Genomic DNA, 21,236 nt, shown 5'->3' on the forward strand with positions numbered 1-21,236 from the left:
TTCAGGATCCCCCTCACCCGTGTTGTCCTGCCGCACCGCGCTTGGCCTTGGGCGCCGCGAACAGCCGTTCGATCTCCTCCAGCGACTTGCCGCGGGTTTCGGGCAGGAAGAAGGTGGCGGTGATGAAGTAGATGGCGGTGCAGGCGCCCCAGAACAGGAACATCATGTGGTAGCCGAAGTTGCCGACGATCGGCAGGAAGGCGCCGGCGATCAGCGTGCCCGTGCCCTGGTTGATCAGCAGCGCCACGCCCATGCCTACCGACCGGATCCGGGTCGGCATCAGCTCGGACAGGGCCAGCCACACGCACACGCCGGGCCCGATCGAGAACGAGGCGATGAAGAAGGCGATGAACAGGGCCGCCAGCTGGCCGCTGCGCTCGTCCGGCGTGGGGCCGACGGTGGCGCGCACGATCTCCAGCGGCACGCCGTCCGGGGCGCCCTTCGGCGGCTGCACCGATACCCGCTGGGCCATGTACACGCGGCGGGCGGCGTCCAGCGTGGCGCGCGCCTCGGCCGGCAGGCCCGCGATCATCTGCTGGGCCGCGTCCAGCGCCGCCGGGTCGCCGCGGCCGCTCCACGCTGCGCGGGCGCCGTCGAGCAGTGCACGCTGGGCTGGCGGCAAGGTCGCCGCCAGCGCCGCCTCGCGCGCCAGCACGGCCTGGGCTTCGGCGGTCGGCGTATAGGCTTCGGCCACCTGCTGCGCATCGCCGTACTGGTACAGGATCGTCAGCTGCACCGGGCCGGCGGCGTTGCCCAGCTTCGCGTCGACCAGGTTGAGGTCGAGCGCATTATTACTTACCAGCGCCGCCACCTCGGCGTGCACGTCGACCCGCTCCGACTCGAAGCGGTGGAACAGCAGCGCCAGCAGGCATAGCGAGACCATGATGCCGGCGGTGCCGATCTTGAGCAGGAACACGCGCCCCTTGCGCTCGACCAGCACGATGGCGCCGACCGTCATCACCATGTTCAGGATCTTGATCGCCGTACCGTGGCTGGCCGCGCTCACGGGGTCGAGGCCGGCATGCTGCAGGATGGTCGACATGAACTGAAGCAGCGAGTTGATGCCGGTCGCCTGGTTGCAGCCGAGGATCACGCAGGCCAGCACGAACGGCAGCACATAGCGCCGCTCGGTCAGCATCTCGGCCAGGGAGGCGCCGCGCGACAGCTTCGGGCGCGCGCGTTCTTCGGCCAGCGAGGCCTGGATCTCATCGACTTCGGCAGCACAGGCGCTGGCCGGGCGCAGGCGCCCCAGCACGGCGCGGGCCTGCCCGGTGCGGCCCTTTCGCATCAGCCAGCGCGGCGACTCGGACACGAACAGGCAGCCGAGCAGGAACAGCGCACCCGGATACACCACCGCCATGAACATGCTGCGCCAGGCGTGGTCGGCGGCCGCGGTCGCGGCGACGGCATCGCTGCCGGCGGCCTGGATCGCCAGTTCGGCATTGCCAAGATAATGGTTGCCGATGAAGGCGGCCAGCACGATGCCGGCCGTGAGGGCAAACTGGAACAAGGCCAATCCGCGGCCGCGCCGGTCGGCCGGCAGGCATTCGGCCAGGTACAGCGGCACCACGACCGCGATCACGCCGCCGGATAAACCCTGCAGCAGGCGCCCCAGCAGCAGCGGCACGAAGGATTGCGACAGGTAGATCACGGTGACGCTGCCGACGAACAGCAAGGCGCTCACCACCAGCATCGGCTTGCGGCCGAGCCAGTCGGCCAGCATGCCGGCCACCACCGAGCCGAGGATCGAGCCGGCCATCACGGCCGCCACCACCAGAGACAGCTGGCCTTCGGTCAGGCTGGTCGCCCGGTGCAGATAGGGCAAGGCGGGGTCGATGATCCCGATGTCGACGCCGTACAGCAGCCCGCCAAGGCCGCAGATCGCCGTCAGGAAGAACAGGTGCATGCGTTGCTTGTTGTCAATGGCCATTCCTTGCCTTCGCTTAGATCTATGCTTCGTGTTCCAGGACTGCAGCCGCGCGGTCTCCTGCGCGCGGCTGCGTCCTGCCATCTACTTCTACCAGAGGTTACCAGCTCGTGCCAACCCGCAGTCCAAACATGCGCGGATCGTTGTAGGACGCCAGTGTGAAGCGCTCGTCCGGGCCGCCGATGCCGGCCCAGGTCTTGGCGCGCTTGTCGAAGGCGTTACGCACGTACAGCTCCGCATACCACGGGTAGCGGTCGCCGTCCGGTCCGTTCAGGCGCAGCGAGCCATCCACCTGGGCATAGGCGCCCTGCACGCTCGACAGGTGGGCTTCGTCCAGGTTGCGCAGGTTGAAGAACATCTTGTCCTGCCAGCGCGCCTGGACCCACGGCGTCAGCATCCAGCCATTACTGAAGTGGAAGTCCTGCGAGAAGGAGAGGTTCATCGTGCGCGGCGGCGAATACGGCAGGCGGTTGCCGACCACATTGTATGGACGCAGCTGGGACAGGGAGGTGTCCGGACCCGAGTAGTAATCCGGGCATGGCGTGATGCCCTGGGCCAGGCGCGAACCGCAACCCAGGTCGTCGCTGAAGGTGTGGTAGTCGGCCACCTTGGCGGAAAGGAGCGAGGCCGAATAGGTGAGCCGCGCGTCACGCCAAGGGCGATACTGTCCTTCGAGTTCGAGCCCCTTGATGTTGGCGCGGCCAATATTGCGGGTCGACCACCAGCTGATCACCGCATTGCAGCCCGGCTCGTCGGCGGCGCATGGCCGCTTGTTCTGGCCCACCGTGTGCTGGCCCGTCATCTGCATGTCCTTGTAGCGGCTGTAGAACAGGGTGGCCGACAGGGTCAGGCGGTCGTCCAGCATCTTGCCCTTGTAGCCGAACTCCAGGTTGGTGACGGTCTCGGGGCTGTACGGCAGGAAGGAATACTGCGGGCCGCTCGGGCCGGTGGCGCAGTCATACGGCACGCCGTTCGGGTCGAGCATATTGCCGCACAGGTTGAAGCGGTCGTTGAAGCCGCCGGCCTTGTAGCCGGTCGACAGCGAGGTGTAGAACATATTGCGCGCATCGACCTGCCAGGTCAGGCCCAGGCGGCCGGTGGTCTTGCGCCAGGCATCCTTGTGGTTGCTGATCGAGGCCGCGGCCGGGAAGGCGCCGCTGCCGTAATAGGCGCCCATGCCCGGCAACAGCATGCTCGAATCGATGCCCTGCCAGCCCGGGGTTCCCGGGGCGCCGGGCGTGTACAGGCCATTGAAGTAGTCGGCGCCATAGGCTTCCCAGAACTGGCCGTTAGCGTCCTCGCGCTCGTCGCGGCTGGTGCGCACGCCGGCGGTGAAGGTCCATTTTGGGATGAATTCCCAGTCGGCCTGGGCGAAGACGGCCTTCGATTCCGAGATGCGGTGCGGCTGGTGGTAGAAGTTCGCGGTCGGGTAGCCGTTGGGGCCGCCGCCGCGGAAGTCCTGGCCGTAGTCAAGCGTGTTCTTTTCCTTCATGTAGAACAGGCCGGCCACGTAGCGCAGCTTGCCGAAGTTCTGGCGCAGCTGCAGCTCGTGCACGTCGGACGCGAATTTCGAGTTCAGCGTGTACGTGCCGTTGTCATACACCGGCCAGCGGTCACCGATGCTGGTGGCGGTGGCGTCCACGTCGGCCTCGATCGGATGGTAGCCGCCGTCGCTGTCCTGCTGCTGGAAGCGGCGCTGGATCGCGTGCGCATAGCTGTACTCGACGTCGGTCTGCGCATTGACGTTCCACACCAGGTTCGAGCGCGCGGTGCGGATCGACATGTCGGTAATGCCAGGGATGTTGATCGCCACGCTGTACTTGCCCCCGGTGCAGGCATACGCGGTGCCGGCCGCCTGGTCGCAATCCTTCATGGCGATGTCGCCGGCGTCGTTGTTCTGGTAATTCTCGAACGCCACCAGCCATTGCAGGTTGTCCGTCACCTTCCACAGGCCCGAGATACGCGCCGCCCACTGGTCGCGATTGGTGTAGTAGTCGCCTTTGCCCACGTCGCGGTTCAGGCGCTGGTCGGTATCGGGAATGCCGTCGGCGTAGAAGCCCTTCGAGGGCATGTTGACGTCGTAGTCGTCGCGCCGCTGGTCGATCCAGCCGTCGCGCTTGACGCCGCTGGCGGTCAGGCGCAGCGCGAAGCGGTCGTTGACCGGCAGGTTCTGCACGACCGAGAGCTGGCGCTGGTTGTAGTTGCCCACGTCCAGCATCACATTGCCCTCCTTGCTGCCGATGACGGGCTTGTTGGGGATGATGTTGATGCTGCCGCCAGTGGAATTGCGGCCGAACAGCGTGCCCTGCGGGCCGCGCAGCACTTCCAGGCGGTCCAGGTCGAACAGCAGCGCCAGCGCGCCTTGCGGCCGCGGCGAATAGATGCCGGCCACGTGCAGGCCGACAGCTGGGTTGCCGATCTCGGTGAAGTCTGAATTGGACACGCCGCGGATCGCGATCTGCACGCCCGAGCTGCCGTCGACCGCGCCGCCCAGCTGCAGGTTCGGGATGTCGCCTGTCAGGGCCTTGATGTTGACCACGCCCTTGCGGGTCAGCTCTTCCTGGGTCACGGCGGAGACCGCGACCGGGGTCTTGAGCAGCGAGGTGCTGTAGCGGGTGGCGGTGACCATCACTTCCTGGATGGTGTCCGGGGATGGCGGCGGCGCTTCCGCCACGGCCTCCTGCGCCGAAACGGGGGCGGCCAGCAGCGCCATGGCGCCGGCGACGGCGGAACTGATCAAGGTCTTCCTGCGGTTCGATTCAAGCATGCTGTTTTCCTTTTGGTAGCGTGACGGTCATGCCGTCATCTCGAGTGATCCCACCTGCCTGTGCTGCTGTCGTTTCCACTTTCTTCGTTGCATGTTTTGACAGTAGCACCGTTGACAGGACAGGCCAAACGAGGCCGCCGAATGCTCCAGAATATTCATAAGCATCTGATTTTTATACGTTTTCTCCCTAGGCGTTGATGCGGCGCTTACACTTCTTTACGTTGCGCGGGATTTTTCGCCGGGAAATCCCTGAGGCATGGGATTTCAAGCGAGACAAGTATTCAAAACCTTACAATTCATTACAGAGCGCTGTGCCGTAATTGCAACAAGGTGCTCAGAGCTTGACGTAGATGCCGCGCCGGTCCATCACCCACGCCACGATCCAGCAGGCCAGCATGTACCCCAGCGCGAACAGGAAGGACGCTAGGACCGCCTCGGTCCAGGGCAGGATCGCCTCCTGGTACAGCCACTGATACAGCGACATGCCGCCCACCCGCAGGCGCACCAGCGCCACCACGCCCAGCGTCGACAGCATGTAGATGAACAGCGTGTTCTTGCCGAAGACGTCGAAGAAGTAGGTCCCGGCGCGTAGCCCTCGCATGTCGATCGCCCACACCAGCACGGCCAGCAGCGACAGGCTCCAGCCGACGCTGACCACGACATAGGAACTGGTCCACAGCTTTTTGTTGATCGGGAAGACGGCATCCCAGCCGTGGGCGACCAGGATGCACACGGCGCCCGCCGCGAGCAGGGTCGCCACCGTGCGCAGGCTGCGGCCTTTGCGCCCGATCCAGGCGACGGCAAGGTAGCCGCCAAGGACGTTGACGACAGCCGGCAAGGTGCTCAGGATCCCTTCCGGGTCGAAGGGAATGCCATCTCCCGTGTACATGTGCGAGGCGCCCAGCACGGCCAGGTCGAGCGTGCGCACGGCGTTGCCGGCCAGGGTGTAGTCGCCGAACTGCCACAGCACCCACCAGTAGCCGAGCAGCAGGACCACACCGGCGGCCAGCGTGCCGCGCACGCCGCCGTAGCGCACGACCAGGGCCGCGACCAGGTAGCACAGGCCGATGCGCTGCAGGACGCCCATGATGCGTACTTCGTCGAAGGGAATGAAGGCGCCGTCGGGCGTGAAGAACGGGAACCAGTAGAGCAGGAAGCCGCACAGGAAGATCAGGGCCCCGCGCCGGAACACCGTGCGCAGGAAGGACGCATCGTCCATGGCCGCCAGCTTCTTCATGCTCAGGGATAGCGCACAGCCCACCACGAACAGGAAGGACGGGAACACGAGGTCGGTCAGCGTATAGCCGTGCCAGGGCGCGTGCACCAGCGGCGCATACTGCGCGCCCCAGCTGCCGGGTGTGTTCACGACGATCATCAGGGCCAGGGTCAGGCCGCGCAGGACGTCGATCGAAAGATTGCGGGAAGTGGTCGAAGGTGGCATCTCGGGGTTTCCGTGTGACGTGACGGCTTTGACCGTAACACGCGGAAACACCAAGCTGCAATGGCCTGCGCCATGCCGCCCTGGAATTCGCAAGCCATTGATTTTAAACGACTCACGGACCAGGTTGATGCTGACGGGCTTACACTTCTTTACACAGGACTGCGCTGGCCGTCTCCCTCGTCGCGCTCGCCGAAATCGGCCAGCAAACCATCGCGCAGCGCGACGAAGGCGGCGTCGCGGCGCTGGCGCGGATGCGCGAGCGGCACCTCCTGGATGCGACGCACCCGTCCCGGGCGCGCCTCGAGCACCACGACGTGGTCGGCGAGGTACACCGCCTCTTCGATATCGTGGGTCACCATCAGCATCGTGATGCCCTCCTCCTGCCACAGGCGGCGCAATTCCTTCTGCATGTGCAGGCGCGTGAGGGCGTCGAGCGCGCCGAGGGGTTCGTCGAGCAGCAGCACGTCCGGCCGTCCGACCAGGGCGCGGGCGATCGCGGCGCGCTGCGACATGCCACCCGAGAGCTGGTGCGGATAGGCGCCGGCAAAACCGTCCAGGCCCACGCGCGCGATCTCGGCCGCCACCCGGCTGCGGCGCTTGGCGGCGGGAACATCGGTGTTGGTGAAGGCCATCGCCACGTTCTGCTCCACCGTCAGCCACGGGAACAAGCGGTGATCCTGGAAGATCAGCCCCCGTTCCAGGGTCGGCCCCTCGATCGGGACGTCGTCGTGCAGCAGCGCGCCCTGGTAGTCGGGATCGAGTCCGGCCAGCAGGCGCAGCAGGGTAGACTTGCCGCAGCCGGAACCGCCGACGATGGCGACGAATTCGCCCGGTTCGACCGTCAGCGAGATATCGTCCAGCACCAGCAAAGACTCGCCCTTCAAGGGGAACGATTTGCTGACGTGTTCGATGCGCAGGCCGGCGCCGCGCCGCGGCGCTTGCGCCAACTGACTGCGAGTATCAGGCAAAGTGGCGAGCGTCATGGTCTTTCTCCTTGTTTCAATTGATAGAACAGCCAGGCCGCAAGCCACGGCAGTGTCCACAGCAGGAATACATTGCGCAGGCCGACCAGGTCACCCAGCCGGCCGGCGGCCAGCGCGCCGAGTGTGCCGGCGGCCATGCCGAACAGGGTCAGGTGGGCCGATACCCGCGCCTTGTCGACCGGCGCATGGGCGATGCGGCTGGTATTGACCAGGGCGTTCACACCCAAGCCAAGTCCGAACAGGACCGATGCGATCAGATAAGCTGGCGTCGTCGGATACAGTCCAAGCAACAGCAAGGCCGCAATGATGGCCAGGTGCGCCGCGCCATAGATGCGGTCGCGATGGCGGCTGCCCAGCACCGCATTGCCCATGCCCAGCAGCACCGCGACGAAGCTGATGCCCTGCACCGCCATCAGCCAGACCGCGTGGTCTTGCGGCCAGTGCAGCACCTGGATCGCCAGCAGGATCGAGAACACGCCCACGCTGGAGGCGGTAAAGCTGGCCAGCACCTCGAACAGATAGGTGGTGCGCACGACCGGCAGGCGCAGGAGCTCGCGCCAGTCCGACGCCTCAGCGCCCTTGCCCTGGGCGCGATGGCCGGTATGGTCCGGCAGCACCTGCCAGCCCAGCAGCGCCAGGATGGCGAACATCGCCGCCGACACATGGAAGCCGCCCGTGAGTCCCAGGTGGGCGATGACGTAGTTGCCCGTGAGCGGACCGGCGAACTGGATGCCGAGCATGAGGGTGCCCTTGTACCAGCCGGCCTTGCCCTGCCCCAGCTCGGGCAAGCGCACCAGGAACACGGTGCTCATCGCCACGATGCGCAGCGCGATGCACAGGCCAACCAGGAACATCAGCACGGCCACCCATTGCCAGCCGGGCAGCCAGGGCAAGATGCAGAATAGGCCGGACAAGGTCAGGCTGATGGCGGCGTACAGGAGTTTGGGATTGCCGCGCGCGAGGATGCGCCCGGCCGGCAAGGTGCCGATCGCCATGGCGGCCGTCTCGGCGCTGCTGATCAGGGCCAGCTGGAAGTTGGTCACGCCCAGGTGCAGGCCGAACATCGTGGCCAGCACCTTGTTCATCCCGATCGTCATCCCCGACAGCATGGTCAGGCCGATGAAGCCGACCAGGAAGCGCCGCAACTCCTGCGGCGCGAACAGCGGCGCGCTGGCCGGCCCCACGCCGCTCATCAGACGGACCTTCCGCGCACCAGCAAGCGGGCCGCTCGCGTAAACAGCAGGTTCAGCACCAGCGCCAGCAGCGAGATCACCAGCACCGACAGCAGCACCACGTCCATGCGGCCGGTCTGCTCGCTGGCGAGCAGGAGCGAACCGATGCCCGGCGCGGCGGCGAACAGCAGCTCGCCGCCCAGGCAGGCCAGCCAGGCGAACACCTGGGCGTGGGTCACGCCGGTGATGATGGCCGGCAGCGCGGCCGGCAGCAGCACGCGCCGGAAGGTCTGGGCGCGGGTGAGTGTCAGCATGGCGCCGACCTCGCGGTAGCGCATGTCCACCTGGCGCATGCCCTCGAAGGTATTGAGCACCGTCGGATAGAAGGCCGCGATCCCGATGATCAGCAGCTTGGCGAATTCGCCGCTGCCGGCCCACAGGGCGATCAGCGGCACGAGGCCCAGCAGCGGCACCTGGCGAATGGTGTGGTACAGCGGCCCGACCAGGCGCTCGGCGACGCGCGACTGCGCCATCAGGGCGCCGGTCGCGATGCCCAGCAGCGCGCCGCACACCAGCCCCGTCAGGGCGCGCTCCAGGCTGGCCGTCACGTGTAGCGCCAGCGTGCCGTCGGCCAGCAGCTCCCGCAGTCCCGTCCACAGCTGTTCGAGCGGCACGAACACATAGGCAGCGCTGGCGCCGCGGCCGGACGCCCACTGCCAGGCCAGCAGCAGGATCGCCGGCAACACAAGAGGCCGCAGCGCTGCGCCGGCGGCTCGCCATATCGGTTTCATCGTCATTTCCCCTTCAACGGCGCTGCCAGCGCATCAGCCAAGCCTCGAGCAGGCGGAAGCCCCGGTCCAGCACCAGCCCGACCAGGCCGGTCAGCACGACGCCGACTATCACCACATCGAGCCGGAACATCTGGCGCCCCATCTCCATCATCTGCCCCAGGCCATTCTCGGCCGCCAGCAGCTCGGCGCCGACCAGCACCATCCACGAGCGGCCGAGCGCGATGCGCACCCCGGTCAGGGTGGCCGGCACGATAGCCGGCAGCACCACCCGGCGGATCACCTGCAGCCGTGAAAAACGCAGCATCGCCGCCACCTCGAGGTAGCGCACCGGCAGGTTATTGACGGCGTCGTGCACCGCCAGCGCCACGATGAAGAAGCTGGCCTTGGCCACGATGACGACCTTGAAGGTCTCGCCGATGCCGAACACCAGGATGAACAGGGGGATCAGGGCCACCGACGGAATCTGGCGCAGTACCTGGAAGGTCGGCGCCGTGTACGCATCCAGGCGCGACGACAAGCCGACGGCCAGCCCGAAGGCGATGCCCAGCACACTGCCGAAGCCGAAGCCCGACAGCAATCGGGAGAGACTGATCCAGACGTGCTCGCCCAGCTCTCCGCTCTCGGCCAGCTCCCAGCCGCTCACCAGTACCTGCCAGGGCGGGACGAGGATCTGCTCGGGCGCCAGCGCCAGTTCGGTGGCCGCCACCCATAGCGCCAGCACCAGCAGCGGCGAGGTCCAGGCCGACCAGCGCCAGTCGAGCCAGCGGTCGACCAGGGAGCGCGCGGGACGTGGCCGCACGGCCCTGACCGGCGTCGGGGTCTCCGGCCGTCCGGGTTGCGCCACCTTGCGCGCATGGTCGGCCAGGCCCAGGCCGCGCGCGCCCGCCGACAGCACGCCTGGATTCATCGGCTCGCCCACAGGTTCTGCAGCTTGAGCTCGGCCAACGCCTGCTCGACGAACTGCGGCGCATACAGCTTGCTGGTGTCCAGCGGCCGTCCGATCAGGCGCGCCTGCTGGGCATAGGCGGCGCTGGCGGCGTAGTGCGCGCGCAGCTCGGGCGTGAACAGCGGGGCCCAGCGCGTGTTCCAGTCGGTATTGTCGCCTTCCCACTCGCGTTCGACCAGGCTGCGCGCATGACCGGCCGCGACCTCATGACGGATGTAGTTCTCGCGGCCGTTCGGACCGATGGCGCTGTGGTGCGCCTTGACATAGGCGGTGGCGACCAGCTGCGCCAGCTGCGGTTGCTTCTGCAGGAAGGCGCTGTCGCCCCATACTTCGGCGCGCATTTTCCAGTCCTGGGGCGCCTGCTTGCTCGACCAGATGATCTTGCCGACCTTTTTATCTTCCAGCAGGAAGGCGTCGCTCAGGGTAAAGAAGGCGTCGGCGCTGCCGCTCGCCACCGCCGAGGCGCCAGCCTGCGGATTCAGGTTCAGGATGCGTACGTCCTTCTGCGTCATGCCGTTGGCGGCCAGCAGGCGCGAGAACGGGAATTCCCATGGCCGGCCGCGGTGCAGCGCAATCTTCTTGCCCTTTAAATCCTTGATCGAGCGCGCGTTGGAGTCCGCCGGCACCACCAGATAGGTGTTGTTCATGCTGCCGCCCGGGACCACCAGCTGGGTGCGCAGGCCCGAGGCATTGGCGATGATCGACGGCAGATCGCCATACTGGGCGAAGTCGATCGACTTGTTGGCGAAGGCCTCATTGACCTGGACCGCCACCGAATTGGTGGTGACCGGCACCCACTGCAGCTTGACGCCGAGTTTACCCAGTTCGGCCGCCAGCCAGCCCTGCTCCTGCACCAGCGCCGAGGAACCGGCGAACGAGGTCTTGCCCGATGTCCCGGTTCGCGACACGGCGGCGATCCGAACGGCGGGTGGCAAGGGTTCGGCGGCGCGGGCCTGCTTGGCAGACAACAGCACCGGCATCAGTGCGGCCGACAGTCCGACCAGGCGGCGCCGCTGCGAGAATGGTGGAACAGGCATGGTCGGCTCCTTACAGATCGGTCGCGGGCAGCAGCGACAGCGAACGCGCCTGGTCGATCAGCTTGCTCATCTTCCACTGCTGCCGCAGGACACCGGGGCCGAAGTCACGCGAGCCGCCTACCGCCTCGGCCGCGATCTGGATCTTGGCGCCTTCTTCCAGCAGCAGGATGAACTCGGCCGTCTTGAGCAAGCCCCCCTTACCCCATACGGTGGAACCGCCATTGGCTTCCAGGATCGCCGTCGCATATGGGTTCTTTGCGATTTCGTCGAGGATGAAGTCGACCTCCGGCTGGCGGCGGTCGATATAGATCGGGATCTCGCGGATCAGCTGGAAGCGCTGCACCGGCACGTAGCGGATCGGCAGCGTGCGGTGGGTCTGGGCCCAGGCGCCGAGCGCCGGCGAATGCACGTGCGAGATGGTGGTCACGTCCGGGTGGGTATTGAACAGCTTCAGGTAGCGCCCGGCCCCGCCGCCGCCCTTGTTGTCACCGGCGTAGATGGTGCCGTCCAGCCCCGCGACGGTGGCCACCAGCGGCTCGCCCTTGCGGAACGGGCCCGGGTCGTTGACGATCACCACCAGGTCTTCTCCCGGCACCCGTTCGACGAAGCCGACGGTGCCGAAGGCCGTCAGGCTGCCTGTCTCACGCAGTGCGGAAAATGCCAGCTGGGCGTCCTTGCGGGTTTGTTCGACGAAGGCCAGGACCTTGTCGCTCAGGCGGATGGTGGTGTCGGGTTTGACTGCGTCGAGGATGTCGCTCATGGTTGTTCTCCGGTGTCTGGTGGTTCGATACTCAAAGGTTTGCAAGACGTATGCCAGCTCCTGGGAGCGGCAACTGTTGGCTGCGCAGCAGCGGCGGCCTGAGGCACTGCTGCTGCGCCAGCAACGGTGTCTCGATCAGAAATGGTAGGTGTACGATCCGCCAACCCGGCGGCCCGGCGCCCAGTACACGACGTCGCCGTTGGTGGTGCCGGGCACGAAGGCCGTCAGCGAGTGGTTTTTATAGACCTTGTCGGTGATGTTGTCGGCGTAGACGCGGAACTCGTGCTGGCCACCCGGCGCCGTATAGATGGCGCGTGCATTGGTGAGCGTGTAGCCGCTCTGGTTCAGCAGGTAGCGCGAGTCGAGCTGCGGATCGACGAAGTAGAACTGCTTGCCGGTGTAATGGCTGTCGACGCCGAACACGATCCGCCCGCCGTTGGCCAGCGGGACCTTGTAGTCGGCCGCCAGCAGCGCCGTCACGTGCGGCGAACGCACGAATTCATTGCCATTGCGGCTGCCGCCGCCGTTCTGGATCTCGAAGCGGTCGAACTGGGTGCGCAAGAGGCCGACGCTGGCCTGCAGGTGCAGCGCTTCCGTGGGACGGGCCTCGAGTTCGAATTCGGCGCCATAAACATGGGCGCGGTCCACGTTCTGCAGGTAGTTCACGGTCTGGGTCGGGTCGCCATTGTAGATGCCGGTGATATTGACCTGCACCTTCTGGTAATCGTAGTAGAACAGGTTGGCGTTCAGGTTCAGGCGGCGGCCCAGCCATTCGGATTTCAGGCCGACCTCGTACGAATCGAGTTCTTCCGGCTCCACCGTGTTCAGCGCACGCACGTCGGCGGCACTGGTGTTGTAGCCGCCCGACTTGATGCCGTGCGCGTACTTGAAATAGACGCGCTTGTTCTCGTCGATCTTGTACTGCGGGGTGAAGTCGTAGGTCCAGGCGCGCCAGGTGGTCGACGGGTTGGACGTGAAGTTATTGCGGGCCACCGCCGGCGCCCCGAAATTGCCGCCGACGAGGGTGTTCCACCAGTTGTCGGCGTTGCCGAAGTTGATCGTGTTCGAGGCGGCCTGGATGCGGCGCAGGTCGAGATCCTTGGTCTCGGTGGTCCAACGCAGGCCAATGGTGGCCAGCAGGCGCTCTGTGAAATCGACGGTGGCGCTGCCGAAGGCGGCGAAGCTGCGCGTCTTGTGCTCATAGACCGTGTTATTGAAGCCCACCGGCTGAGTGCTGGGCAGGAACGCTGCCGCGATCGGTTCCGGCAGGCGCGCCACCGAGGAGTCCGAATCGATCGTCTCCCTGAAATAATGCAGGCCGCCGACCCAGTTGATGCGGTCGCCCTTGGGCGAGGCCAGGCGCAGCTCTTGCGAGAACTGGCGGCTGCGCGCCTCGGTGCGGCCCCGGCTGATCTCCAGCGGAGAATTGTCCGAATCGGTCAGGCTGTCCGATTCGAAGTCCTCATACCCCGTGATCGACGTCAGCGCATAGTCGCCGAACGCGTGTTCGAGCGTCAGGTTGGCGCCCTTCTGCTCGATGTTCTGGATCGACGGCGCATTGCTGCTGACGTCCTCGGGGTCGCGCGACGGGACGTAGCCGTTGCGGTACACGCCATTGGGCGCGTAGCTGGCCACCGTGGTGGTGGCGCCGTCGACCTGGTAGTCGCGGTAATGCACCGATAGATTGGCGGTGAAGTCGCGGTTGATCTTGGCGCGCAGCTGGGCGCGCAGGGCGTTGTCCTTCAGCTCTCCATCCTTCGTGCCCTTGAAGACGTTGTTGAAGTTGCCCTCGTGCTGCTCCTCCGAATGGAAGGAAATGCGGCCGGTGAGCACGTCGTCCCTGATGCTGCCGCCGATCGCTCCCTGCAGCAGCACCGTGTCATGGCTGCTGTAGTCGGCCTTGAAATAGCCGTCGGTCTGCGCGCTTGGCTTGCGCGACACTACGTTGATGGCGCCTCCCGTTGTATTCTTGCCCCACAGGGTGCCTTGCGGGCCGCGCAGCACTTCCACGCGTTCGAGGTCGAACAGCGGAAAGCCGGTCGCGCTCGAGTTGCTGATATAGACGTCGTCGCGGTAGAAGCCGACCGGGTTCGGGAAGTCGATCTGCTGCTGGCCGGCGCCGACACCGCGGATCCACCAGCGCGGACGGCTGTGCTGCTGGGTGCCGGCCGAAGCGTTCGGCACGTAGTTCAGGATCTCGCTGGCCGAACGGCCCACACCTTCGGACAGCAGTTCGTTCCCACCCAATACCGTGATCGCGCTCGGCACGTCCTGGGCGCGGCCCTCGCGTTTTTGCGCCGTCACGGTCACGGTCTGCAAGGTCACCGGCGCCAGCGCAGGTTCAGGGGCGGCTTCCACCGGCGCGTCGGCAACGTCGATGTCTTCGGGCGCGGCATGCGCCATGCCAGCGAACTCGCAGCCGCCGAGCGTCACGGCGAAGGCGGCGCGCATGGCGCGCACCAGCAGGGTTGGATTCAGATTGGTGGTGTGCCCCGGGGCGGCGGGAGAGGTCGAACTGCGCATATGCATCCTTTATTGGAAAAAGTCGTTGGACGCTGTTCTATTCGCAAGCACCGTGCCCGCTGAAAATCGCCGGTTCGCGGCATTTTTATGTTGATTTGCTAGCAGTTCGCGCGCGAGTGTTGGGATTGGTGCAGTGCAGCGCGAACGGCTGCCGCGCAAGGAGCAAACGAAAAGGCCGGGTCGCCCCGGCCTTCTTGTCCGTCAACGTAACGCGTTCTATCCGACCGCGCGCAACAGCTGCTGGCCGGCGCGCCCCCGCACCAGCGGCAGCACTTCCTCGCCCACCCGGTAGGCTTCTTCGAGGTGCGGCGTGCTGGCCAGGATGAAGGCATCGGCGCCCAGTTGCACCAGGTCGTCCAGGCGCTGCGCCACCTGCTCGTAGCTGCCGACGATGCCCTGGGTCTGGCCGCCGCGCAGCAGGTTGAAGCCCGACCAGATATTCGGCTCGACGATCAGGTCCTTGTAGCTGTTGACCGTGGTCGGCCGGTTGCCGCGCTGGCGCGCCACGCCCACCGAATCGCTGCCGTCCACGCCGAGGAAGGCATCCAGCGTGGCCTTGTCGGTATTGGCAAAGCCCTTCGCCACCTCGGCCCAGGCCTCTTCTTCGGTGGCGCGCGCCACGATGTCGACCCGCACCGCGCACTTGATCTTGCGTCCCAGCTTGTCGGTCTTTTCCTTGACCTTGGCGAACTTCTCGCGCAGCTGCTCGAAGGGCTCGAGCCAGGTCAGGTAGTAGTCCGCATGCTTCGAGGCCGAGGCCAGCGCCGCGTCGGACGAGCCGGAGAAGTAAATCTCAGGGAAGTCCTGGCCGGACAGCGGATGCGCCAGGCCCGCATCCTCGACCTGGTAGAACTTGCCCTGGTAAGAGAACGAGCCGCCGCGCCAGACGCCGCGCACGATGTCGAGGAATTCTGTGGTGCGGGTATAGCGGTCGTCGTGGCCGGCCGAATCGCCCCACCACAGCTGCGCCGGCCCGCCGCCGCCGGTGATCACGTTATATAGCGCCCGCCCGCCGGTGGCGCGCTGCAGGCTGGCGGTCATGCGCGCCGCCACCACCGGGTTCAGGAAGCCCGGCTGGAACGGGATCATGAAGCGGAAGGTCGAGGTCTCGCGCGCCAGCAGGCTCGAGATCACCCACGGCTCGTCGGTCATCGGAAACGACGGTATCAGGCCGCCCTGGAAGCCGGAGATCTCGGCCGCATGGGCGATCTCGGCGATGTAGTCGATGTAGCTGAAACCGCCGCGGCCGCCGCCGACGCTGGGGTTGCGCAGGTTGTCGTTTCCGGGGAACCAGTCACCGCGGTGCGGCGCGCGGCTGCGGTGCGAGCTCGGTTCGCCGTGGGTGGGAATACGCCAGAAGATATCGATGGTCATGATGGATGTCCTTGAATGCGGAGAGGGTCAGGCGGCCTGGCGGTCTTGGTTCAAGCGGGCGCGCAAGCGCGGCAGCACGTGCTCGCCGAAACGCCATGCTTCTTCGAGATGCGGCGTGGCGGCCAGCACGAAGCTGGTGACGCCCGCCTCTGCGTACTCGGCCAGACGCTGCTCGACCTCCTCGTAGCTGCCGACCAGGGTGCGGCGCTCGAAGCCGGCACGTTCTTGCCCGCTCTGCGCCAGGTAGAGCGCCGCCTCGCGTTCCGCTTCCGCGGCGTCTTCGCGCGCCAGCACGTCGATGCGCAGCCCGATCGCGAGCGACCGGCCCTGGGCCAGTTCACGCAGGCGCGCAATGGGCGCACGCAGCTCCCCGACCAGGGCGGCATCGAATACGTGGACGTCGGCCTGGCGCGCCGACAGCGCAAGCGCCTCTTCCGACGTGCCTCCCAGGTACACCGGCGGCAGGGGGTTGCCGCCCAGCGGCCCACGAAAGCCCCCGCCCTGTACCTCGTAGAAGCGTCCTTTGAAGTCATAGGGGGCGCTCGTCTGCACGCCCCGTGCGACGGTCACGAATTCGTCGATCCGCGTCAGCACATCCTGCTGCGGCACATTGTCGGCATGGCGCCGCCGCGTCGCCTCGTCCGCACCCGCGACGATCTGCCAGCCGAAGCGGCCATCGGTCGCGCGCTGGAAGCTGACCGCGTTCTTGGCGGCATAGACCGCCGAACCCCAGCCCGCATCGAAGCCGGCGATCAGCCGCACATGCCGGGTGCCGCGCGCCAGGTAGCCGGCCACAATCCAGGATTCGTCGCCTTCCAGGTCATGCGGGACCAGCACGCCGTCGAAGCCGGTGATGTCGGCGGCGCGCGCGACCTGGTGCAGGTAGTCGAAGTAATTAAAGCGGTCGCCGCGCGGATCGCTCACGCCTTCCGTGAACGGAATGTGGCCCGGCGCGGCGCGCTCTGCGCGCCGGCTGCGCTGCGCTTGCGAGTAGCGGCCGTCGCCGCTGGTGGGCAGTTGCCAGATGAATTCGGTGGTCATACGGGATCCTTGTGAAGTGGTAAGCTCCAGTCGAGCAGGATGCATGCCAAGCGGCCGATGGCCAGGCTGCTGCCCACGCAGCACCTGGCGCGCGCGCACTGGCCACAAAACGACAGCCTGCTGCATCCCGCGCAGCGGCAAGCGCCGGCCGCGGCTGGAGCGCTTCTTGCGTGCGAGTGACAGTCCCTTCATCCAACGCCGGGAGTACCGACCTTGTCCACACCACTGAACGACGCCGCCCTCGACCAGCTGTTTCGCAGCGCCCGCACCTACAGCCGCTTCCTGCCGCGCGCGGTCGAGCGAGAGACCATCGCGGCCTTGTACGACTTGTTGAAATGGGGGCCGACCGCCTTCAACGCCCAGCCGGCGCGCTACATCATCCTGCAGTCGCCAGAGGCGAAGGACCGTCTGGCGCCAGCCCTCTCGTCCGGCAACCGCGACAAGACCCTGGCGGCGCCGGCGGTCGTGATCGTGGCCCAGGACCTGCGCTTTCACGAGCACCTTCCCGAGCAATTTCCCGTCTACGATGCCAAGGCGCTGTTCGACGCCAACCCCGCGCTGCTCGAATCGACGGCGCAGCGCAACGCCGCGCTGCAGGGCGCCTACCTGATCCTGGCCGCGCGTGCCCTGGGCCTGGATACCGGCCCGATGTCCGGCTTCGACGCGGATGCCGTCAACCGCGAGTTCTTTGCGGACGGACGATACCGCGCCAACTTCCTCGTCAACCTCGGCTACGGCGACCCGGAGTCGCTGCGCCCGCGCGGCCCACGCCTCGAATTCGCGCAGGCCGTCACGGTTCTCTAGGCTGCCCGCAGGCGGCGCGCCAGCGCGGCGTCGAACGGCCGCGGATCGATCCAGCCGCGCACGTCGACCGCGGCCGGCAGGAATTCCCAGCGCAGCAGGAAGTCCGCGAAATCCTGCAGTCCGGCGATGTTCGCTTCCGACAGCGAGGTGTCCAGCCGCTGATGCGCATCCTGCCCGTAGGCCGCGGTCACCCAGTACTCGCTGGTATTCGATTCGCGCGCCAGGAAGCGGCGCGTATCGTCCGGGTTCGCGCGCGCCCACTCCTGGGCGCGCAGCACCTGGTCGACGATGTCCACCGCCACGTCGAAGTGCTGCTCGACAAGGTGGCTGTCGACCGTCAGCGCGCGCGGGGTGCCGTTGTTCGAGCGCACCAGCGGCTCCGGATGCACACCGGTATCGATCACCGTGTGCAGGCCGAACAGCTGCGCCAGCTGGGCCGCGATGGCGCCCTTCAGGAAGATCGCATCGACCTCGCCACGCAGCAGGCCCACCAGCTCGGCCGCCTGGCCGCCGCTGCGGCGCTGGCCACCGAAGACATTGGTGCCGGCCACCCGCTCGGCCGGCGCGTCGCTCTGGCCCTGCTCGATCACGAAATCGACCAGCTCCACGTCGGTGACCTCGAGCCCATCCAGGCGCAGGGCGTTCTCCAGGCCGCGGATCGCCTGCGCACGGGCGAAGTCGATCTGGGCGTTGGTCCACTTGGGCAGGCCGAAGCGGCGACCCTTGAGGTCGCGCGGGGTGCGGATGCCGCTGGTCGGCAGGGTCAGGATGCGCTGGGTTTCGTCGGCCCAGGACAGGCCGATGAGGCGCGTCGCGCTGCCCGCCGCGCGCGCCCATAGCGCCGGGATGTTGCCGCCGTGGCGCACGGAGTTCTGCAAGGTATGGTCGAAGTGCGATTCGCGCACGGCGCGCTGGTCCGACTCGCGCAGCGATTTGACGGCGGTGCCGCGCACGGCCAGCGTCTCTTCGAGCCAGCCCTGCTGCACGGCGATGCCGAGCGCGGTCGGCACCGGGCAACGGGTGTACCACAGGGTGTCGAGCTGGCGTGATGGTTCGGTACTCATGGATTCTCCTCGGTGATGGACTTGGATGACGTCGGTATCTCAACCGCAAGACACGTGCCATCCTTGCGCCACAGGCAGCTACTGGCTTCGGAGCAGCGATTGCTGACGCCGCAGCAGCGCCCCGCACACGCTGCCGCAAATCCAGCACATCCTCCGTGGCCAGCACCGGCACGCTTCCTGCATCCCTGACAGGCAGCGGGCCGTTCGGCCTGACCACCGAAGGAGCTGAGCGCATGAGCATTGACACGATCTGGTTCACCCGATGTCCCGTCCCCACCGCCACCGGCCTGGCCTACAAGCTGGGATGGCTGGACGAGGAATTCGCCGCCGACGGCATCGCCATCAAGACCTTGCAGGAGACCGGCGGCGAGCTGGCGCGCCACCACTACGACCACGGCCTGACTACATTGATCCGCGAAGGCGGCAACCTGCTTGCCCTGCCGGCGCGGGCACAAGGCGCCGACACCCGCCTGGTTGGCCTGACCTGGATCGACGAGTGGCAAACAATCCTGGTGCGGCCCGGTTCCGGCATCCGCAGCCCGCGCGACCTGCAGGGCAAGCGGCTGGCGCTGCCCGTGTTTCGCCGCGATGACCTCGAATGGAACCGGCGCGGACGGAGCATCGCACGCGGCATGAGCCTGGCCGGCTACCACGGAGCGCTGGCCAGCGTCGGCCTGGGCCTGGCCGACGTGATCCTCGAAGAAGTGGGCAGCCCCGAAGCGACGCCGCCGGGCGCGGCTCCTGGCGCCAGCCTGTGGCAGGGCATCGCCGCCCTGGTGCGCGGCGACGTCGATGCGGTCTACGTCAAAGGCGCGGCGGCGGTGGAGGCGGCGCGCGCGGCCGGCGTCGAAGTCGGCATCGACCTCGACGCCCTGCCCCAGCGCCGTCACCGCGTCAACAACGGCACGCCGCGGCCGATCACCGTGCACCGCGACTTCCTGGAGCGCCATTTCGACCTGTTGACCCGCTTCCTGGCGCAGACGCTCCGCGCCGCCGACTGGGCGGCCCGGCACCGCGACGAGGTGCGGGCGATCCTGCAGCTGGAGACCCAGGCCGGCGGCGACGCCGTGGCCGCCGCCTACCGCGACGGCTTCCATACGGCGCTGGCGCCCGACCTGTCCGAAGAACGCCTGGCCCTGTTCGAACAGCAGAAGAACTTCCAGCTGGTCCACGGCTTCCTCGACCGCGACGTCGACGTGCGCGCCTGGGCCGACGCGCGGCCGCTGGCAGCGGCGCGCGCACTGCTGGACAGCCGGGAGCAACTGGCGGCTTGAAAAAATACGGCCGGCGTCAGGCCAGGACGCCGGCCTTCTTGAGATACGTGCGCAGCACGTTGCGGCTGATGTTCAGGTAACGCGCCGTGCGCAGCTGATTGCGGTCGCTGCTCTCCCAGGCGGCGACGACCAACTGCAGCTGCAGGGCCTCGAAGGTGATCTGCTCGCCCGAATCAAGCAGCGCCTGCCAGGCCGCCTGGAAGCGCTCGGATTCGCAGGCGACGGCGGCCGGCGGCTCGGGTTCCGGCGTTGGCGCAGGCGCAGGCGCAGGCTCAGGCGGCGCAAAGTAGGCCGGCTGAGCCGGCGCAACCATCGGCGCCGGCGCCTGCATCAGCGGCGACAGGCTCAGGTCAGCCGGGGCGACGCGGCCGTTGCGGCACACCAGCAGCGCGCGGTGAATCACGTTCTCCAGTTCGCGGATATTGCCCGGCCACGGATACTGGCGCAAGGCCAGTTCGGCCTCGGGAGACAGGCTCACCTCGCCCAGGTGCAGGCGCTCGGCATAGACCTGGACGAAGTGGCGCGTGAGCGGCATCAGGTCGCCGGGCCGCTCGCGCAGCGGCAGCAGCGGCAGCGCGATCACCTGCAAACGGTAATACAGGTCTTCGCGGAAGCGCCCGGCGCGTACCGCCTCGGCCAGGTCGACATTGGTGGCCGCGATCAGGCGCACGTCGATCGGCACCGCCTGGCGCGAGCCGAGGCGCACCACTTCGCGCTCCTGCAGCACGCGCAGCAGCTTGACCTGCATCGGCAGCGGCAAGTCCCCGATCTCGTCGAGAAACAGCGTGCCGCCGTTGGCGGTCTCGAACCAGCCGGCCTTGCCCTGCACGGCGCCAGTGTACGCCCCCTTCTCGTAGCCGAACAACTCGCTCTCGATCAGGGTTTCGGAGAATGCGCCGCAGTTGATCGCCACAAATTTGCCGCCGCTGCGGCGGCTCAGCGCGTGGACGTGGCGCGCGATCAGCTCCTTGCCGGTGCCGGTCTCGCCGGTGACGAGGATGGTCGCCTCGCTGGGCGCCACGCGCTCGATCATCTCTTGCAGCGCGCGCGAGCGCGGGTCGGCGAACACGAAGGCGGTGGCCCGCACCAGGAGGCTGGTCTTGGGCGCGTCGGTGAACGCCACCAGCGGTTCGGCGTCCGGGCCGCCGCGCGCGAGCTGGGCGTTGCGCGCGAATTCGGGTGGTACGTAGGGGGCGGTCAGGTTCATGTCCTGACTATAGTCGCGCTCCGCCGCGCTGCGAACGAATTGTCCGACGCAAGCTTATCCGGATTACGCATATCCACGCCCGTTACATTCGACACTGCGCCGAAACTGCGCGCCAGCCAGCAAAA

At 67.1% G+C, this 21,236-nt stretch carries 16 protein-coding genes; 2 read left to right on the forward strand and 14 right to left on the reverse strand.

Annotated elements, in window-relative coordinates:
• Positions 1-13 precede the first annotated feature (13 nt).
• From AC3A6F_RS12685 to AC3A6F_RS12740, 12 genes are all read right to left on the reverse strand, one after another.
• Complete coding sequence (locus AC3A6F_RS12685; protein WP_487681184.1) at positions 14-1,930, reverse strand: MFS transporter; 1,917 nt, start codon at positions 1,928-1,930, stop codon at positions 14-16.
• Positions 1,931-2,027: 97 nt separating this feature from the next.
• Entirely contained in the window at positions 2,028-4,694 is a 2,667-nt protein-coding gene (locus tag AC3A6F_RS12690; protein ID WP_487681186.1) for a TonB-dependent receptor, read from the reverse strand.
• A gap of 334 nt (positions 4,695-5,028) precedes the next feature.
• Entirely contained in the window at positions 5,029-6,135 is a 1,107-nt protein-coding gene (locus tag AC3A6F_RS12695; RefSeq protein ID WP_487681188.1) for an acyltransferase family protein, read from the reverse strand.
• Positions 6,136-6,284: 149 nt separating this feature from the next.
• A complete protein-coding gene (locus AC3A6F_RS12700; RefSeq protein ID WP_487681190.1) occupies positions 6,285-7,118 on the reverse strand; it encodes an ABC transporter ATP-binding protein in 834 nt (277 codons plus the stop codon).
• The gene (locus AC3A6F_RS12705) at positions 7,115-8,311 is read right to left on the reverse strand and encodes an MFS transporter (protein WP_487681192.1); all 1,197 of its coding nucleotides are present in this window, start codon (positions 8,309-8,311) and stop codon (positions 7,115-7,117) included. The genes AC3A6F_RS12700 and AC3A6F_RS12705 overlap by 4 nt, the downstream gene beginning before the upstream one ends.
• Positions 8,311-9,081 (reverse strand): ABC transporter permease, encoded by a 771-nt coding sequence (locus AC3A6F_RS12710; protein WP_487681193.1) that lies wholly within the window; start codon positions 9,079-9,081, stop codon positions 8,311-8,313. Before AC3A6F_RS12710 ends, AC3A6F_RS12705 begins: the two co-directional genes overlap by 1 nt.
• Before the next feature lie 13 nt (positions 9,082-9,094).
• Positions 9,095-9,988 carry an ABC transporter permease gene (locus tag AC3A6F_RS12715; RefSeq protein ID WP_487681195.1) on the reverse strand — a complete coding sequence of 298 codons (894 nt, stop codon included), beginning with the start codon at positions 9,986-9,988 and terminating at the stop codon, positions 9,095-9,097.
• A complete protein-coding gene (locus AC3A6F_RS12720) occupies positions 9,985-11,064 on the reverse strand; it encodes an ABC transporter substrate-binding protein (protein WP_487681197.1) in 1,080 nt (359 codons plus the stop codon). Before AC3A6F_RS12720 ends, AC3A6F_RS12715 begins: the two co-directional genes overlap by 4 nt.
• A gap of 10 nt (positions 11,065-11,074) precedes the next feature.
• Positions 11,075-11,824 (reverse strand): class II aldolase/adducin family protein, encoded by a 750-nt coding sequence (locus AC3A6F_RS12725; protein ID WP_487681199.1) that lies wholly within the window; start codon positions 11,822-11,824, stop codon positions 11,075-11,077.
• Between the two features lie 135 nt (positions 11,825-11,959).
• The gene (locus AC3A6F_RS12730; RefSeq protein WP_487681201.1) at positions 11,960-14,347 is read right to left on the reverse strand and encodes a TonB-dependent receptor; all 2,388 of its coding nucleotides are present in this window, start codon (positions 14,345-14,347) and stop codon (positions 11,960-11,962) included.
• Positions 14,348-14,563: 216 nt separating this feature from the next.
• Positions 14,564-15,721, reverse strand: a complete 1,158-nt coding sequence (locus tag AC3A6F_RS12735; protein ID WP_487681203.1) for an LLM class flavin-dependent oxidoreductase — start codon at positions 15,719-15,721, stop codon at positions 14,564-14,566.
• A gap of 27 nt (positions 15,722-15,748) precedes the next feature.
• Complete coding sequence (locus tag AC3A6F_RS12740; protein WP_487681205.1) at positions 15,749-16,762, reverse strand: LLM class flavin-dependent oxidoreductase; 1,014 nt, start codon at positions 16,760-16,762, stop codon at positions 15,749-15,751.
• Between the two features lie 213 nt (positions 16,763-16,975).
• On the opposite strand from AC3A6F_RS12740, the gene AC3A6F_RS12745 reads away from it, so the two are divergent.
• A complete protein-coding gene (locus tag AC3A6F_RS12745; protein ID WP_487681207.1) occupies positions 16,976-17,566 on the forward strand; it encodes a malonic semialdehyde reductase in 591 nt (196 codons plus the stop codon).
• On the opposite strand, the gene AC3A6F_RS12750 is transcribed toward AC3A6F_RS12745, so the two are convergent.
• Positions 17,563-18,630, reverse strand: a complete 1,068-nt coding sequence (locus tag AC3A6F_RS12750; RefSeq protein WP_487681209.1) for an ABC transporter substrate-binding protein — start codon at positions 18,628-18,630, stop codon at positions 17,563-17,565. The two genes, AC3A6F_RS12745 and AC3A6F_RS12750, sit on opposite strands and share 4 nt — an antisense overlap.
• 233 nt (positions 18,631-18,863) lie before the next feature.
• On the opposite strand from AC3A6F_RS12750, the gene AC3A6F_RS12755 reads away from it, so the two are divergent.
• Positions 18,864-19,904 (forward strand): ABC transporter substrate-binding protein, encoded by a 1,041-nt coding sequence (locus tag AC3A6F_RS12755; protein WP_487681211.1) that lies wholly within the window; start codon positions 18,864-18,866, stop codon positions 19,902-19,904.
• A gap of 16 nt (positions 19,905-19,920) precedes the next feature.
• On the opposite strand, the gene AC3A6F_RS12760 is transcribed toward AC3A6F_RS12755, so the two are convergent.
• Positions 19,921-21,111 (reverse strand): sigma-54 interaction domain-containing protein, encoded by a 1,191-nt coding sequence (locus AC3A6F_RS12760; protein ID WP_487681213.1) that lies wholly within the window; start codon positions 21,109-21,111, stop codon positions 19,921-19,923.
• Positions 21,112-21,236: the final 125 nt, after the last annotated feature.

The sequence above is a fragment of the Massilia sp. Soil_C_3 genome, assembly GCF_057657035.1.